This is a genomic window from Pseudoalteromonas sp. R86517, from assembly GCF_042466295.1.
Lineage (GTDB): Bacteria > Pseudomonadota > Gammaproteobacteria > Enterobacterales > Alteromonadaceae > Pseudoalteromonas > Pseudoalteromonas atlantica.
Map to the genome: position 1 here is coordinate 3,427,710 of NZ_JAXHCB010000001.1, position 15,493 is coordinate 3,443,202.

15 protein-coding genes are annotated in these 15,493 nt (G+C 41.8%); 8 read left to right on the plus strand and 7 right to left on the minus strand.

All coding sequences use genetic code 11. The features are described 5' to 3' along the window. Positions 1–6: 6 nt before the first annotated feature. From SJY38_RS15450 to SJY38_RS15460, 3 genes are all read right to left on the minus strand, one after another. Complete coding sequence (locus tag SJY38_RS15450; protein WP_126008587.1) at positions 7–690, minus strand: SCP2 domain-containing protein; 684 nt, start codon at positions 688–690, stop codon at positions 7–9. A gap of 11 nt (positions 691–701) precedes the next feature. Beyond that, on the minus strand, positions 702–1,457 hold the full coding sequence (gene ubiE / locus SJY38_RS15455; RefSeq protein WP_004587478.1) for a bifunctional demethylmenaquinone methyltransferase/2-methoxy-6-polyprenyl-1,4-benzoquinol methylase UbiE: 756 nt from the start codon (positions 1,455–1,457) through the stop codon (positions 702–704). A gap of 95 nt (positions 1,458–1,552) precedes the next feature. Beyond that, positions 1,553–2,539, minus strand: coding sequence for a GGDEF domain-containing protein (locus SJY38_RS15460; RefSeq protein ID WP_377110222.1), 987 nt, complete (start codon positions 2,537–2,539; stop codon positions 1,553–1,555). Positions 2,540–2,894: 355 nt separating this feature from the next. On the opposite strand from SJY38_RS15460, the gene SJY38_RS15465 reads away from it, so the two are divergent. Beyond that, positions 2,895–4,673 carry a DUF885 domain-containing protein gene (locus SJY38_RS15465; protein WP_377110145.1) on the plus strand — a complete coding sequence of 593 codons (1,779 nt, stop codon included), beginning with the start codon at positions 2,895–2,897 and terminating at the stop codon, positions 4,671–4,673. Positions 4,674–4,769: 96 nt separating this feature from the next. Continuing rightward, positions 4,770–6,251 (plus strand): FMN-binding glutamate synthase family protein, encoded by a 1,482-nt coding sequence (locus tag SJY38_RS15470; RefSeq protein WP_377110146.1) that lies wholly within the window; start codon positions 4,770–4,772, stop codon positions 6,249–6,251. 36 nt (positions 6,252–6,287) lie between these two features. Here SJY38_RS15470 and mtnK read toward each other — a convergent pair whose 3' ends face one another. After that, positions 6,288–7,505, minus strand: coding sequence for an S-methyl-5-thioribose kinase (gene mtnK / locus SJY38_RS15475; protein ID WP_377110147.1), 1,218 nt, complete (start codon positions 7,503–7,505; stop codon positions 6,288–6,290). Positions 7,506–7,633: 128 nt separating this feature from the next. Between mtnK and mtnA the strand changes: the two genes are divergently transcribed. After that, positions 7,634–8,659 (plus strand): S-methyl-5-thioribose-1-phosphate isomerase, encoded by a 1,026-nt coding sequence (gene mtnA, locus SJY38_RS15480; RefSeq protein WP_054983619.1) that lies wholly within the window; start codon positions 7,634–7,636, stop codon positions 8,657–8,659. Positions 8,660–8,707: 48 nt separating this feature from the next. Here mtnA and SJY38_RS15485 read toward each other — a convergent pair whose 3' ends face one another. From SJY38_RS15485 to SJY38_RS15495, 3 genes are read right to left on the minus strand one after another with little or no spacing between them, the layout of a single operon-like run. Continuing rightward, positions 8,708–9,250, minus strand: coding sequence for an acireductone dioxygenase (locus tag SJY38_RS15485; RefSeq protein ID WP_377110149.1), 543 nt, complete (start codon positions 9,248–9,250; stop codon positions 8,708–8,710). Beyond that, positions 9,247–9,930, minus strand: coding sequence for an acireductone synthase (gene mtnC / locus SJY38_RS15490; RefSeq protein ID WP_377110151.1), 684 nt, complete (start codon positions 9,928–9,930; stop codon positions 9,247–9,249). Before mtnC ends, SJY38_RS15485 begins: the two co-directional genes overlap by 4 nt. Next, entirely contained in the window at positions 9,930–10,553 is a 624-nt protein-coding gene (locus SJY38_RS15495; RefSeq protein ID WP_004587487.1) for a methylthioribulose 1-phosphate dehydratase, read from the minus strand. Before SJY38_RS15495 ends, mtnC begins: the two co-directional genes overlap by 1 nt. A 212-nt stretch (positions 10,554–10,765) precedes the next feature. On the opposite strand from SJY38_RS15495, the gene SJY38_RS15500 reads away from it, so the two are divergent. From SJY38_RS15500 to SJY38_RS15520, 5 genes are all read left to right on the plus strand, one after another. Then, the gene (locus SJY38_RS15500) at positions 10,766–11,908 is read left to right on the plus strand and encodes a methionine aminotransferase (protein WP_286741294.1); all 1,143 of its coding nucleotides are present in this window, start codon (positions 10,766–10,768) and stop codon (positions 11,906–11,908) included. Next, positions 11,896–12,669 carry an amidohydrolase gene (locus SJY38_RS15505; protein WP_024033950.1) on the plus strand — a complete coding sequence of 258 codons (774 nt, stop codon included), beginning with the start codon at positions 11,896–11,898 and terminating at the stop codon, positions 12,667–12,669. Before SJY38_RS15500 ends, SJY38_RS15505 begins: the two co-directional genes overlap by 13 nt. A 68-nt stretch (positions 12,670–12,737) precedes the next feature. Next, complete coding sequence (locus SJY38_RS15510) at positions 12,738–14,162, plus strand: mannose-1-phosphate guanylyltransferase/mannose-6-phosphate isomerase (protein ID WP_286741293.1); 1,425 nt, start codon at positions 12,738–12,740, stop codon at positions 14,160–14,162. Positions 14,163–14,265: 103 nt separating this feature from the next. Next, positions 14,266–14,931, plus strand: coding sequence for an AHH domain-containing protein (locus SJY38_RS15515; RefSeq protein ID WP_096740310.1), 666 nt, complete (start codon positions 14,266–14,268; stop codon positions 14,929–14,931). Further along, the gene (locus SJY38_RS15520) at positions 14,931–15,380 is read left to right on the plus strand and encodes a hypothetical protein (RefSeq protein ID WP_377110152.1); all 450 of its coding nucleotides are present in this window, start codon (positions 14,931–14,933) and stop codon (positions 15,378–15,380) included. Before SJY38_RS15515 ends, SJY38_RS15520 begins: the two co-directional genes overlap by 1 nt. The last annotated feature ends 113 nt before the right edge of the window (positions 15,381–15,493 follow it).

A 15,493-nucleotide genomic window follows, 5' to 3' on the forward strand; every position in this document is an offset into this window, starting at 1 on the left:
AAATCCTTAGCGGCTGTTGGTGTTAGAAGAGTTGATTAATGCATTTATGCGTTGCTCAATAGCGGCCACTTGCCCTTTTAGCACTCGGTTTTGTTGTTTAAATTGTTCAAGCTCTAAAGGGTGAATAGTTACAGCGAGCTCATCTTGGCATAGGCTGGTTAATGTGGTGCTAATTTGCTGACGCGCTTTACGCTCTTTACTGCGTAAAGCGTTTAGCTGTATGTAAAGTTGTTGCGCGGGCGCATCGCCAATATAGTGCGATAGTTGCTCAGGCCAATCTATATCTAGCCCAGAAAATGCGGCGCTGTACGCCTGAGCGACGTTTAAGTCGCCTTGCAGGTCTAGCTTATCTTGACGAATGAGCTGTGTAAGCATGGCTGGGTCTTTAAGCGCCATAAGAGTATCTATATCTGCGCTGATCATACACTCTGCGCTATCTTCATCGCTGGCACTGTAAAGGTGTAATAGTTTACCATCAAAGGTTAATACTATTTGCTGCTGCCAATTGCGGATTTCGACCTTTAATGGTTTGTGCTTAACGGCACTGAGCTTATCTATTAAGGTGGCGTCGAGTTGCAGTACCTTATTAAGCACTCGCTCTATAAGCGAAAGTACAAAATTAGGTAACATAAAAAACTGCGAATCGGGTTTTGCTGCGACCACTTGCTCGCTTTTTTGCTCAAACGCCATAACTGCCTGCCTTAATATTTAAAACCACGGTGCAGTGCAACAATACCACCGGTTAGGTTTTGATACGTTGTTTGTTCAAAGCCTGCTTCTTCCATCATTGCTTTTAAGGTTTCTTGGTCTGGGTGCATACGAATCGACTCAGCTAAGTATTGGTATGACTCGCTATCGTTCGCCACTACTTTACCCATAGTTGGTAATAGATTGAACGAGTAAAAATCGTACGCTTTACTTAAAATTTCATGCTCAGGCTTCGAAAACTCTAATACTAGTAAACGTCCACCTGGCTTTAAAATACGGTACATAGAGCGAAGAGCTTTGTCTTTATCGGTTACATTACGTAGGCCAAAGGCAATCGTGATCACATCAAAGCTGTTATCTGGAAATGGCAGCATTTCGGCATTCATTTGCACGTAGTCGATATTGCCGACTAAACCCAAGTTGTGCAGCTTTTCGCGGCCCACTTTTAACATTGATGAGTTAATGTCACCTAAAACTACTTGGCCGGTGTCACCGACTAGTTGGCTAAATTTTGCTGTTAGGTCGCCAGTGCCGCCTGCTAAATCAAGGACGTGGTGGCCTTTGCGCACACCTGAGCTGGCTATAGTTTGACGTTTCCATAATCGATGTACACCAAAAGACATTAAATCGTTCATTACATCGTACTTTGCTGCAACCGAGTGAAATACGTCTGCAACCATTGAGGCTTTATCGTTTTCGGCTACGGTTTTATAGCCAAAATGCGTGGTCTTTTGCTCTGTTTCGTTCATGGTTAGTCTCTATCGTGGCAATAAAGACTAGTGTACTTGATTGTATACTGCAGGTGCAATTTGAATATGATTTATCAGGTAATTTAGCGTAAAACCTAGTGGCCAGCTGTAAAGCTACTTTGCCCCAGTGAGCGTGCTTTAAATGCCGCTTGCGAGGCTTTTTTAGCTAACTGGTTAAAGTCATCATTTTTGAGTTGCTGCGCTATGCCTAAAGATAAGTTAATGCCAGGCAGCTTAGTGCCGCTTTTTGAGCTAACAAAACGAAGTTTTTCTACGCCATTACGCACTTTTTCAGCAATAACATTGGCGGTTTCGGGGTCTATATCTGGCAGTAATACAGTAAATTGGTTCTTTGCTGTGCGCCCAGGTAAACCACTTTGAAAGACATATTTTTTTACTTGTTTAGCTACTTTGTTCAAAATAACTTCGCCAATTATATCGCCGTAATTATCTACAAAATGATCTAAATTATCTATTTGAATAGCAATTGCGCAAATTGATTTGTCTTGGTTGCTCCATAGTTGGGTTTGCTGCGTTAAATAATGACGTTTATACAGCCCCGTTTGTGAGTCAATAATGTGCTGCTTACGTAATTGCGCCAGCTGTTTTTGGGTTTTTTCGTGTAACTTTTTAGCTTTATATAGCTCGTGTTTAAAGTGCTTGTGTTGCTCAAGTAACGTGGCTGATTGCGTGTTTAACGTATCGAGTGCTTGGCGGCTTTGCTCTTTATTATTCTCATCAAGCGTGTGCATGCACTCACTTACTTGGCCGGCAAAGCTAACAATTTGTTTTTCGGTTGATTGCGCATTGCGCGACAGTGAATCAATAACCCCATTTACGTTATTAATCATTGCCACTTGCGTGGTATGCCCTTCGTTTAAAAACTCAAAGTAGAGCTGCTCAATCAAAATACTATCAATTTGGGCTTTATTAGTAATGGCCTCGTCTATGGCGTTATTCAGCTGAGGATTTACTTTACTAATATAGGTATAGGCAACGTGGTAATTTAACGGAGAGGGAGGCAGCGTATGACGTTCTAAAAACAGGCATACATTCGTCATTTTTTCTTGAGCTACAGCCATGGAATCATGGAACATCATTTTAACTACCAACTAAGTACGCATTAAATTACACATTAAAATAACTCTTCAATGAGGCGGCAATGCATCCAAGCTTTATTATTTTTTTACTACAATAATCGTTAAGCAGGCTATTTAAAAGTAAAAACCAGTATTAGTGAACTTAATTTTTTACTTTTGCTGCCTAATAGCTGATTTTATCATCAAAGAGCACGTATTTAGCTTAATTTAGGCGGGTTCAGCTTATTTTACCCGCTCCAATTAAGCGTGTGTTATTGAGATTAATCGCATTTGTCTTGCTATTTACTCAGCCTACGATAGTTTTGTGAAATCTATTGTATGGTTAAGTAAAACTAAAATGAATTATTCCTTACCCCCGCGAATTTGCCGCACACTGCTTGTGCTATCACTTTTTGGCACGCTAAGCGCATGTACATTAACAAGCCCCAACGCAAACACACAATTTGAACAAGTGGCGCAAAGTATTGTTGATTACCGCAAACGTGTTAATCCCTACACTCAGCCTGAAGGGGTTGATGGCTATTTACTACCTAATTTATCGGCCGAATTTTTAAAGCAACAATATGAGGAAAAAACAGCATTATTAAGTCGTTTAGATGCAATTGATAGCGATGAGCTTTCAAGTGAAAACAGTATTAACCTCAGTATTATTCGTGCGCAAGTACAAAACAGTGTTGATGAATACGTATTTAATGCGCACTACATGCCGCTAACTTCTGAGTATGGGTTCCATTCTAGCTTGTCTTATATGATTAATAGTTCGCAGTACAAGCAACCGCAACAGTTAGAAACGTATTTAGCCCGCCTTGAACAAGTGCAGCGCTTTTTTGAGCAAAATATACATTGGATGAAAAAGGGGCTCGAAACGGGGCTTACTCAACCACAAGCGGTATTAGCCGGGTATGAAGACTCAATAAGCGCTTACATAGTGGATGATGTAACGCAGTCAGACTTTTACTCCCCGTTTAAAACGAACACAGCAGGGCTAAGTGAAAACGACTTTAAAGCGTTGCAGCAAAAAGCCAAACGCATCATAAAAAACGATGTTATTGCCTCTTACAAAGCGTATTTAACATTTTTTACTACGCAATATCAGCCGGGTGCACGTACTTCGATTGGTATTTCGCAAACCCCTAATGGCAAGGCGTTTTATAAAAACCGCGCACAGTATTACACCACCACAAATATGAGCATTGATGAAATCCATCAGCTGGGGTTATCTGAAGTGGCGCGTATCCGCAGTGAAATGCAGACAATAATTAAAGAAGTAGGCTTTGAAGGCACGTTTGCCGATTTTATCCACTTTTTACGTACCGATCCGCAATTTTACGCCACCACTCCAGAGCAGCTATTAAAAGAAGCTGCTTATATAGCTAAAAAAATGGACGCGCAGCTGCCTAAGTTATTTCATACATTGCCACGTATGCCCTATGGCGTTGCACCTGTACCTGCAAATATAGCCCCTAAATATACAACCGGTCGCTATGTTGGCTCAAGCCGAAGCGATCAAGCAGGTTATTATTGGGTAAATACATATGCGCTAGATAAGCGCCCATTGTATGTATTAGAGGCGCTGACCTTACACGAAGCCGTACCGGGGCATCATTTACAAATATCGCTTAATGCAGAGCTTGAAAACTTACCAAGCTACCGACGTGATGCCTACCTTTCGGCTTTTGGTGAAGGGTGGGGGCTTTATTCTGAATACTTAGGTATAGAAGCAGGCTTTTACCAAGACCCATACAGCCGATTTGGCCGTTTAACCTATGAAATGTGGCGTGCAGCTCGTTTAGTGGTTGATACCGGTATGCACATGTACGGCTGGAGCCGAGAGCGCGCTATGAACTTTATGAGCGAAAACACGGCGCTTTCATTACACAATGTTAAAACCGAAACCGACCGCTATATTTCGTGGCCGGGGCAAGCTTTGTCGTACAAAATTGGCGAGCTGACTATCAAGCGTTTACGCACAGAGGCCGAGCAAGCGCTTGGGCCACGTTTTGATATTCGTGAGTTTCATCATCAAGTATTGCGTCATGGTTCTGTGCCGTTATCAGTGCTTGAAGAGCAAGTTCGTTTGTATATAAAAGCTGAGCTTGAAAACACGCAAAGCTAATTATCTAAAGGTATAAACCTTGAACAACGAAAGGTGTTGTGTCATTTTGACGCAACACCTTTTTTATTTTTAAAAACAGCCATCAAGGGGCCTTGGATGAGCGATTTTATTATTTTTAGTATTGATGTATTTGCGAGTATTTTTATTGTTGCATTAGGATTAATTGTACTTACCGTTATTGTTTTCTATTTTCGTGATATTACTCAAACAAAGCATGCAATTAGGCGAAATTACCCGGTTATTGGTCGCTTTAGGTACTTTTTTGAGCGCCAAGGCGAGTTTTTTAGGCAGTACTTTTTTGCTCTCGATAGAGAAGAAATGCCGTTTAACCGAGCAGAGCGTAGTTGGGTGTATCGTGCTGCAAAAGATGTCGATCGTACCGCTGCATTTGGCTCCACGCAAAGCTTAGAGGTAACAGGTACAGTGATGTTTATGAACTGTGCTTTTCCTACCTTAGATGAAGAGGCGCTGGACCCAAGTAATGTAACTTTAGGCCCTTATTGTAAAACGCCGTACACCACTAACTCCTTGTTTAATATATCGGGAATGAGCTTTGGTGCGCTCTCAAAACCGGCTGTTAGAGCGCTATCAAAAGGAGCAAAATTGGCCGGCTGCTGGATGAATACCGGTGAAGGCGGGTTAAGCCCTTATCACTTAGAGGGCGGAGCCGATTTGGTGTTTCAAATTGGTACGGCTAAATATGGTGTACGTGACGAGCTTGGAAATTTAAGTATCGATAAACTTAAAGAAATTGCGGCGCATAAAAACGTAAAAATGTTTGAGCTTAAATTAAGCCAAGGCGCCAAACCAGGTAAAGGCGGTATGTTACCAGGTAAAAAAGTTAATGCTGAAATTGCTAAAATAAGGGGCATCCCTGAGGGTAAAGGTTCAATTAGCCCAAATGGGCACCCAGAGATCAAAAAGCCAAGCGACATATTAGATATGATTGCTACAGTGCGAAACGCCACAGGCAAACCTACCGGCTTTAAAGCCGTTATTGGTGATTACACTTGGCTAGAAACACTATTTGCAGAAATAAACCATCGCGGGCTTGAATCAGCACCGGATTTTATCACTATTGATAGTGCCGATGGTGGTACGGGCGCAGCGCCACAACCCTTATTAGATTCGGTAGGTTTACCGCTGCGCGAAAGCTTACCGCTGGTTGTTAATATGCTTGAAAAACACGGCTTAACAGGGCGGGTTAAAGTCATTGTTTCGGGTAAGTTAATTGTACCCTCTAAGGTGGCATGGGCGCTTGCTTTGGGTGCCGATTTTGTTGTTTCTGCGCGTGGTCATATGTTTGCGTTAGGCTGTATACAGGCCATGCAATGTAATAAAGACACCTGCCCAACCGGTGTAACTACCCATAACGAGCGGCTACAGCGTGGTTTAAATGTTGCAGATAAAGCTCAGCGGGTTGCCAATTATAATAAATATATTCATTACGGCGCTGGCTTAATTGCCCACTCATGTGGTGTAACGAGTGCGCGGGAATTAAGGCGTAAACACGTGCGTATAGTGCAAGAAAGTGGGCTGTCGGAGCCGCTCGATAAAATTTACGAAAACTACCAATAACGGTATTAGTATAAAAAAGGCGCTTAGGCGCCTTTTTTAATTTAGCTGGCTTATTAATAAACTAAAAAAGGCATCTTTGTTGTCGCAGCTTTTGGCATTTAAAATAAGTTGCTCACCTAAGCTCAGCGTTTGTTTTTGTACTGCAAGGCGCGTATTTTCATCTTCAATGCTGTCAATATCTACCACATGCGCGAGCCCTATGGTGCGCCTAATTAGTTCTGTTCCACAATAACCTATGGCGTCTTGTAATACGGTTTTCATAAAGTACTGTGGGTAGCCGTCGTTATTAAGGGTGTGATCTGTGCTGTGGTTGGCAATTAAAGCTAACCATTGTTGCTCAAATAAATTATAGCTTTCAACAATGCAGCTAAGTAAATGCGTTTGATAGTTTCGTCGTGCTACAAACTCTTCAATATGTCCTGCTTGTGCGCAGTAATTTAATAGTAAATTGCCAATAAAAGAGCCTATATCAAAGCCAACAGGGCCAAAAAAGCCAAACTCGGGGTCAATCACTTTAGTGGTATTGGTATCTACAAAAATACTGCCGCTGTGCATATCGCCGTGCAGCAATGTTTGCGGGTTAGATAAAAAATTAGCTTTTAATTTCGCAACTTCTAACTTAAGTGCCGTGTTATCACGCAAAGCGTGTACATGTGTAGTAAGTAGCTCGTCAAAGTGATTGCGTTCGTGATCTGTATACGGATCGCTAAAAAATAAATCTTCTGTAATTTGGCAAAGCTCAGGATTAGTAAATTGCTGTACGAGGGCCTTTTTATGCTGGGCGGTTAGGTAAAAATCTGAATTATAAAACCCGGTATGGCTTAAATACGTAGCTACGTGCTCGGCTAACTTAGGAAATTGCTCCGCGTTATTTTGCGCAGTGCGCAATATTTTTAAGTGACCTAAATCTTCTAAAATAGTAAGTGCGTAAGTTTGGTTATAGTGCAGTACTTTAGCGGTGTTTTGTGGGCAAATAGCGCCATGGTTAAGTAACACTTGCGCCTCTATACGGGCTCTATCAAGCGTGAGCGGCCATGATTCACCTACACAACGAGCATAAGGCAGTGCTTGCTTTAAAATAATGCCGTTATGGTGCTCATCGCTAATTCTAAATACTAAATTAAGGTTACCGTCACCAAATTCGTACGCAGTTAAGCTGGCGTCAGCATTAAAAAAATCATACTGCTTAGAGTCAATTAGCGAGTTTACATATTCAATTGCGCGCTGCGCATCAAACGCGACATAGTTAGCCATAGTGAGTTCTCAAATAACCTTTTTGGGCATTCTATACCTTTAAATGTTTAGATGTCTACAAGTCTAACTTGAGAGTTATTCAAACTGATGTAAAATACCCTTACGCATTTTATTTAAGCAGCCTTACCATGCAAAACCTAATCGCAAGCAGTTTAAAATATGAAAACGGCACATTAAGTGTGCTTGACCAGTATTTACTTCCTCATCAGCAGGTATGGCACGAATGCCATAGTGTTGAGACGATGAAGGAGCTGATCATCAGTTTAAAAATTCGTGGCGCACCATTAATAGGCTTAGGTGCGAGTTTGCTGGTTGCTCATTTAGCGCAGCAGGGGGGAACTCAAGCGGCGCTTGCAAAAGCAATTGATGAGCTTGAAGCCACAAGGCCAACCGCTGTTAATTTAATGCATTGTATGGCTACATTAAGAGAGGCCCTTAAAAGCGATGATTTTGTAGCAGCTGTGGTGTGCAGCGCAGAGCGCCTTTTTATTGAAGACATTGCCCTATGTGAGCGCATGGCAACGCGCGGAGCTGAGCTTATAAACAGCGGCGACAATATTTTAACCCATTGTAATACCGGCGCATTAGCGACTGCTGGTATTGGTACAGCATTAGGCGTTATTTACAAAGCGCAGCAACAACACGGCAATATACATGTGTGGGTTGATGAAACGCGGCCCTTGTTGCAAGGCGGGCGTTTAACCGCGTTCGAACTTGAGCGCTGGCAAGTACCGTATACGCTTATTTGCGATAATATGGCAGCAAGCTTAATGGCCGCAGGCAAGGTAGATAAAATAGTGGTAGGCGCCGATCGTATTGCTGCTAATGGCGACTTTGCTAATAAAGTGGGAACTTATAATTTAGCTGTATTGGCGCATTTTCATGATATTCCTTTTTATGTTGTCGCGCCTTTAACTACGCTTGATACACAAACAGCTTGCGGTAGCGATATAGCAATAGAGCAGCGAAATAGCGCAGAGGTACGCGGCGTAAGTGGCAGTTTTGGTGAGGCGCTGTGGGCACCCACTAATGCCAATGTGTATAATCCCGCATTTGATGTAACACCTGCAAAACTAATAACAGCTTGGGTGTTAGATACCGGTGTTTACAATAAAAGTGATGTAGAGAGTGGCGCGTTAACAGCGCTTAAGTAGTTTTTAAACAGCGCTCCACTTATCCCTTTGTGGAGCGTATTACTTTTGCTATGCGAGCAACGGAAACTGCTTCGCTATTTCAGACTCGGTGCTTTTTGCAACCCAGCCCTCGGTATTATTAAATAATCGAATGGCGGTAAATTCTGGGTCGCTCCCCATATCAAACCAATGTGGGGTAAGGGTTGGGACCGAAATTAAGTCACCTTGCTGGCATAATACTTGGTAAATTTTGGCATCAATATGTAGGCAAAATAACCCTTGGCCTTTTACAAAAAAACGAACTTCGTCTTCACTATGAGTGTGCTCAAATAAAAACTTTTCTCGCATTTGTGCCGCTGCAGGATTACCTTTTGCAAGCGAAATAACATCCACCGTTTGGTAGCCATTTTGCGCTTTTAAGCGTGCTATATCATTTTTATACGCTGCGATAATTTGCTCATTTGTGGTGTGCTCATTAATGGGTGCGGTTGTTTGCCATTGTTCAAAACGTACATTTACCTTTGCTAATTGCTGAGTAATTTCGCTTAAATCACAAGTGTTTACCAGCGCATTAATTGGATTGTTGTTAGCATAAATTGTTAATTGGCTCATGCAAATTGCTCCAATTTAACTGTGCTAAAGTCATGTACGTATGGGTGCGCGCTATGTGCTTGGCCATCACGTATCAAGTGCAAGGTTTTAAGCCCTGCGGCTTTGGCTGCATCAAGCTCACCTGCCACATCACTTAAAAACAAGATTTCGTTTGCACTAAAAGGGAGCTGATTAACTATAGTGTTATAGGCGGCTTGCTCTTGCTTTGCGCCGACTTTGGTATCAAAAAAATCGTTAAACAGGGGGCGAATATCGCCATAGTCACTGTATTTAAAGAGTAACTGCTGCGCCCTCACTGAGCCTGATGAATACACATAGAGTGCGGTGCCTTGAGCATGCTGAGCTTGTAAAAACTCAAACGCATCTGCGTATAGGTGGCCTTTAAAATCACCGTGCTCGTAGCCCGTTTGCCAAATTAGCCCTTGTATTTGCTTTAAAGGGGTAATTTTTTTATCTTCTTCAATCCACTTTAGTAACACGCTAATGGCATTTTCTATATCGGCATCTGGCTCATTAATAATGGCTTTAACAGCCGCTATTTGCTCAGCGACATGGGGTTTATTTTCGTTTAAGCGCATAAACGTTGCTAGTTGCTTGGCTGCATACGGAAACAGCACCTCTTTTACAAATGAGATACGTGTTATGGTGCCTTCAATATCAGTTAAAATTGCTTTTATCATTATAGCTGTGCCCCAATACCTTCTATTTTTAACCGTTCCAGCTCGCAACTAAATAAAAACTCTAACCCTTCTAAATGGCGAAGTGCTTGCTTGTAATTACGCCCTACTACATAAACGCCATGCCCACGAATTAACACTGCATGCTCAATGGGTGTATGTAAGTGGTGATCACTAAGCAGCAAGCTTAAGCGGTCTATGTCTTGGTCGTTTTCAAAAATAGGAATGCTGAGCGTATCTAAATGCGAGGTTACCCCACTGAGTGACTTTTGCATTTCGTAACCGCTTAAATTTAATGCATGGCTTTTAATTACACGCGATAGTACGGTGGCTGCTACTGAGTGAGTATGCAGTACCACGTTTGCGTGCGGAATAAGCTTATACATGCCTAAGTGCAATTGCGTTTCGGCCGATGGGTTGCCAGCACCTTTAGTGCGATTACCTTGATGATCAAGCTCAATGAATGTGTGTGTACCGAGCTGACCTTTATCAAAGCCGCTAGCGGTAACCACATACCCTGTTGCGGTGCGCGCCGAAAAATTTCCGCCGGTGGCGGGAACCCAGCCTTTTTGACTGATCCATTTTCCGGCTTCAATAAGTTGCGAAATAGCGGTATTGTTGTGCATACATTCCTCACCAATGAGTGTAATACCAATGCGTAATAATACTTAATGCGTTTGAGGCGCTAAACCAAACGCGAGCTGCGTTTTTGCTACCTCAAAATAACTCAGTTAATTAAGCAAATTGATATAAAGCTATTTAATTTTAGACGGCTATACTTCTGTTTTAAGCAATGATAGCATCGCTTTAAGCGCAAAACCATCATTAAGGGCCTGTCGTGTTTGAAAGTAAATTACCAAATTTAAGTGTTAGTATATTTAGCCAAATGAGTGGCTTGGCAAGTCAGCATTCGGCAATAAATTTATCGCAGGGTTTTCCTGAGTTTGATGCGCCAGAACTACTGAAAAACCAGCTAAATTTTTATGTTCAGCAAGGGGTTAATCAATACTCGCCATCCAGTGGTGTGCCCCGTTTACATCAACAAATAGCAAATTTAGTTTCGCGTAAATACGCGGCTAACATTGATGCAGCTGAGCAAGTTACGGTAACGTCGGGCGCCACCGAAGCATTATTTGTGGCTATTCAAACTATAGTACGCCCCGATGATGAAGTCATTGTGTTTGACCCCGCTTATGACTCTTACCAGCCTGCCATTGAGCTTGCTGGCGGTAAAACAGTTCATATTGCATTGCATGCCCCCGATTACGCTATTGATTGGCAAGCTGTTCGCAGTGCAGTGAGCAAAAGCACGCGCGCTATAATTATTAATACGCCACACAATCCAAGCGGAAAAATACTTAAAAGCCATGATATAAACGCGCTCAAATCGTTAGTAAGCGACCACGATTTATATGTAATAAGTGATGAAGTTTACGAACACATTACCTTTGATGGCGATAAGCACTTAAGCATGCTTTGTGATGAGCAACTACGTGAAAAAAGCTTTGTTATATCAAGCTTTGGCAAAACGTTTCACAGTACCGGCTGGAAAATGGGGTACTGTATTGCGCCTGCACCGCTTGCTATTGAATTTAGAAAAATACACCAGTATGTTACTTTTTCAAGCTTTACACCTGCACAACACGCATTGGCCGACATGCTTGAACAACAAGGCGAACATGTCGATGAGCTGAGTAATTTTTATCAGCAAAAGCGCGACTTACTGGCACAGCACTTAAGTGACAGCCGTTTTAATATTTTACCAAGCCAAGGTACGTACTTTTTATTGCTCGATTACAGTGAGGTGTCTGATCTTAATGATGTGGATTTTTGCCACTGGTTAGTAGAGCAAGCTGGGGTTGCTGCTATTCCTTTAAGTGTGTTTTATAAGCAACCTTCAAATGATAAAGTGATTCGACTGTGTTTTGCTAAAAACGATGAAACCTTAATAGAGGCCGCGCAAATATTATGTCAACTTTAACGCTTACACTCGTTCAAAGTGCGCTGCATTGGCTTGATAAAGACGCCAATTTAGCCATGTTTGATAAAAAATTAGCAGCGATGAGCGCTCAACCTGATTTAATTTTACTACCCGAAACCTTCGCCACAGGCTTTGCTATTAATCTTGATTGCGCAGAGCCCGAAAATGGCAAAGTGTTGAGCTGGCTAAAAACCCAAGCACATAAACATAAAGCCGTTATTGCAGGTTCGGTTTTGGTTGCTCAAGGCGATAAAAAAGCGAATCGCTTTTATTGGGTGACGCCAAGTGGCGAGGTAAATTATTACGATAAACGTCATTTATTTCGCTTAGGCAGTGAGGGCGATTACGTTGTCGCAGGGCAAGCACGTAAAACGTTTGAAATTAACGGTTTTAAGTTACTGCCGCAAGTGTGTTACGACTTGCGCTTTCCGGTTTTTCAGCGCAACAATAATGATTACGATGTAATGATAAACGTTGCAAACTGGCCTGCAGTTCGTCGTCATATTTGGGATACGCTATTAATGGCGCGCGCTATGGAAAACCTATGTTATGTAGTAGCCGTTAACCGTGTTGGCGACGATGGCAATGGTGTTGCGCACAATGGCGGCACGGCTGTGTACGACTTTAAAGGCGATACGATCGCCAAAGCAAAAGACAATTCACAAGAGTTACTTACCGTAACACTTGAAAAAGCACCGCTCGATGATTTTAAAGCCTCATTTCCTGCTTATTTAGATGCCGACGCGTTTACCTTGGTATAAATCGCTAAGCATTAGCGCCTAGCCAATAAAGTGCTAAAATAGCCGCTGATATGTTTATTGGCGGCTTTATGAATACAACCCTTATAACACCGGTAATTTTAGCGGGCGGCATTGGCACACGGTTATGGCCGCTTTCTCGCCAAGCTATGCCTAAGCAATTTTTACCTCTGCTTGATAACAAACACTCACTATTACAAAGTACGTTAGCGCGTGTATCGGGCAAGGAGTTTGCAAAGCCAATACTTGTTTGTAACGAGCAGCACCGCTTTATTGCTGCTGAGCAAAGTGCACAGGCCGCTCCTCATGCACTTTTGTTAGAGCCCCAGGGTAAAAATACCGCGCCGGCTATTGCGCTGGCAGCACACTACGCTTTACAGCAAGGCATAACTGGGCCAATACTGGTGATGCCTGCCGATCATCATATATCCAACTTTACTGAGCTCACACTTAAATTAAACGATGCAATTGAATTAGCCCAGCAAGGTATGTTGGTCACGTTTTCAATTACACCAACACAGCCCCACACTGGGTTTGGCTACATTAAACAAGGTAGTAAAATAGCGGGCTCAAATTGCTATAAAGTGGCTGAATTTAAAGAGAAGCCAAGCTTGGCTACCGCTGAGCATTATTTAACTCAAGGCGGTTATAGCTGGAATAGCGGCATGTTTTTATTTACACCACAAGCCTATTTAAATGAGCTAGAACGCTTTGCACCAAAAATTGCACTCAGTGTAAGCGCGGCGGCTAATTTCTCTGACGATTTAGGGTTTACAAGGCCGATAAGTGAGCCACTTAAAACCTGCCCAAGTGACTCTATCGATTACGCCATTTTAGAGCGCAGTAATAATGTAGCAGTGCTGCCTGTTGCTCTTAATTGGAGTGATGTAGGCAGCTTTGGTGCTTTGGCTAGCCTTATTAAAAAAGATGCACATGGCAATAATGAAAACGACAGCCATACCGCGCAAAATAGTACTAATAATTTTGTTTTAAGCGAAGACGATCACAGCGTTGCTACCCTTGGGGTTAGCGACTTAGCTATTATTCATACCCACGATGCCACCCTCGTTGCCAATAAAAACAAGCTCGATGGTCTGCCTTTATTGCTCAAGCAATTAGCGGTTAGCCAAAGTGATAAACTCAATCACCATCAGGTTGTGTATCGTCCATGGGGTAACTACCGCACTTTAGTAACAGGGACAGGGTTTAAAGTTAAAAAAATAACCGTAAACAGCGGGGCTAAACTTTCAACGCAGCGCCATCAGTATCGTGCAGAGCATTGGGTGGTGGTATCGGGGGTTGCCGATGTACGTATTGATAAGCAAGCATTAACACTTAGCCACGACCAATCTTGCTACATTGCAGTAAAACAAATACACAGCTTAGCGAACAATCAAAAAGAGGCGCTAATTGTCATTGAAGTGCAAACTGGCGCCGTACTAGATGAAAGTGACATAGAGCGTTTTGATGATAAGTATGGAAGGTTAGGTATTTAAATAAAGTGGTTTTCTAGTGATAAACTTAAGTAGCGAGGATGTTGATTGAAATAAAAAGTTATTTAAAATACTATGTTGTCAGTTAAAATTATAGGGACGTTACATGGATAAATCTTTGATTACAGCTGTTCAAGTAGAACCTGGTGAACTCCTTCAAGGGTTACGCCAAAGTATAAGAGAGTCAGGTGTTATTTATAAGTTTAGAGACTCAGAAACACTTATTTCAAACGAGTTGGAGAAAACTTTAAAAGAGACCGAACGTAAACTTACTGAAGCTGAAATTGCTCAACATGCTGCTCGCCTTTATAATAAGATAGCTACTCGGAGTGTTAAGTTTGGTTTATTAGCATATTCTCGTTATGCAGAGATGGCAAATAGAACAACAACAGAAGCTCTTTTGAAAGAAAAACACCGGCCGCAAAGAATGGCAAGATATATGTCTGCAACAGGAGCTGGTAAAAAGCCACCAAATACGGCTACCCATGCGATTGTATCTGGTACTCATGAGCTGGCGCGAGCTGCTAGAAAGATACTTGCTAAATTTAAAATTCGAATAGATGATCCAAGTAATGGAGTCTTTTTGCCAAAGAACGAAAACTACGTTCCTCACCCAGCTATGCCTGACGCTTCTAATCATGCAAAAATTCATACAGAGTTATATTATCTAAATATTACTAATCAACTATCGTTAGCAAATACACGTAGTGAATGTGCAGCGATTTTACAATCAATTGCTATATCGCTACAAAATGGAGTTTATGGGTACTAATGAGTAAAGTTATTTATAAAATCACGCCAAACGTTAACCATTACAGAGTCATATTTCCTGATAGCGAATCTTTATGTGAGCCTGACCTATGGAAGCCTGATGGTTCATCAAAAGAGTCAACATTAATAAATTTTAGTGCGCATTACAATCAAGAAAAAAAGACACCTATAGGTGATATTACAGCAATAAATTTACAAGGCCTTGCTATAAAAGAGCACGTAGCAAATGAACTGGCAGATATTTTTGAAGATTCGGGAGAGTTACTACCTTTCTATGTAGGTGATGAAAACTGGTACTTTTATAATGTCACTAGAACAATAAGGGGATTTTTGGATGTTGAAATGAGTACTTTTATGCTACCAGGTTTAAATATTGGATTACAAAAAGCGGTATTCAAAAAAGAAAAACTACCAAAGCATAGTTGTATATTTAAAATTCCAGAGGATTGATTTGAAGGTACTTATGTTCTTGACTCTCGTGTAAGTGATAGAGACATTTCTCTAAATCTATTTTGTGCTTTGCAAGCGCACGGCTTTACTGGGCTAAGCTTTGAAGAAGTTGC

Bases quoted from the DNA above. Each gene is read 5' to 3' on its own strand.
- mtnA (WP_054983619.1), top strand. From the start codon at position 7,634: ATGCAAAACCTAATCGCAAGCAGTTTAAAATATGAAAACGGCACATTA.
- SJY38_RS15460 (WP_377110222.1), bottom strand. From the start codon at position 2,539: ATGGCTGTAGCTCAAGAAAAAATGACGAATGTATGCCTGTTTTTAGAA.
- SJY38_RS15520 (WP_377110152.1), top strand. From the start codon at position 14,931: ATGAGTAAAGTTATTTATAAAATCACGCCAAACGTTAACCATTACAGA.
- SJY38_RS15470 (WP_377110146.1), top strand. From the start codon at position 4,770: ATGAGCGATTTTATTATTTTTAGTATTGATGTATTTGCGAGTATTTTT.
- SJY38_RS15505 (WP_024033950.1), top strand. From the start codon at position 11,896: ATGTCAACTTTAACGCTTACACTCGTTCAAAGTGCGCTGCATTGGCTT.
- SJY38_RS15465 (WP_377110145.1), top strand. From the start codon at position 2,895: ATGAATTATTCCTTACCCCCGCGAATTTGCCGCACACTGCTTGTGCTA.
- ubiE (WP_004587478.1), bottom strand. From the start codon at position 1,457: ATGAACGAAACAGAGCAAAAGACCACGCATTTTGGCTATAAAACCGTA.
- SJY38_RS15495 (WP_004587487.1), bottom strand. From the start codon at position 10,553: ATGCACAACAATACCGCTATTTCGCAACTTATTGAAGCCGGAAAATGG.
- SJY38_RS15515 (WP_096740310.1), top strand. From the start codon at position 14,266: ATGGATAAATCTTTGATTACAGCTGTTCAAGTAGAACCTGGTGAACTC.
- SJY38_RS15485 (WP_377110149.1), bottom strand. From the start codon at position 9,250: ATGAGCCAATTAACAATTTATGCTAACAACAATCCAATTAATGCGCTG.
- SJY38_RS15510 (WP_286741293.1), top strand. From the start codon at position 12,738: ATGAATACAACCCTTATAACACCGGTAATTTTAGCGGGCGGCATTGGC.
- mtnK (WP_377110147.1), bottom strand. From the start codon at position 7,505: ATGGCTAACTATGTCGCGTTTGATGCGCAGCGCGCAATTGAATATGTA.
- mtnC (WP_377110151.1), bottom strand. From the start codon at position 9,930: ATGATAAAAGCAATTTTAACTGATATTGAAGGCACCATAACACGTATC.
- SJY38_RS15450 (WP_126008587.1), bottom strand. From the start codon at position 690: ATGGCGTTTGAGCAAAAAAGCGAGCAAGTGGTCGCAGCAAAACCCGAT.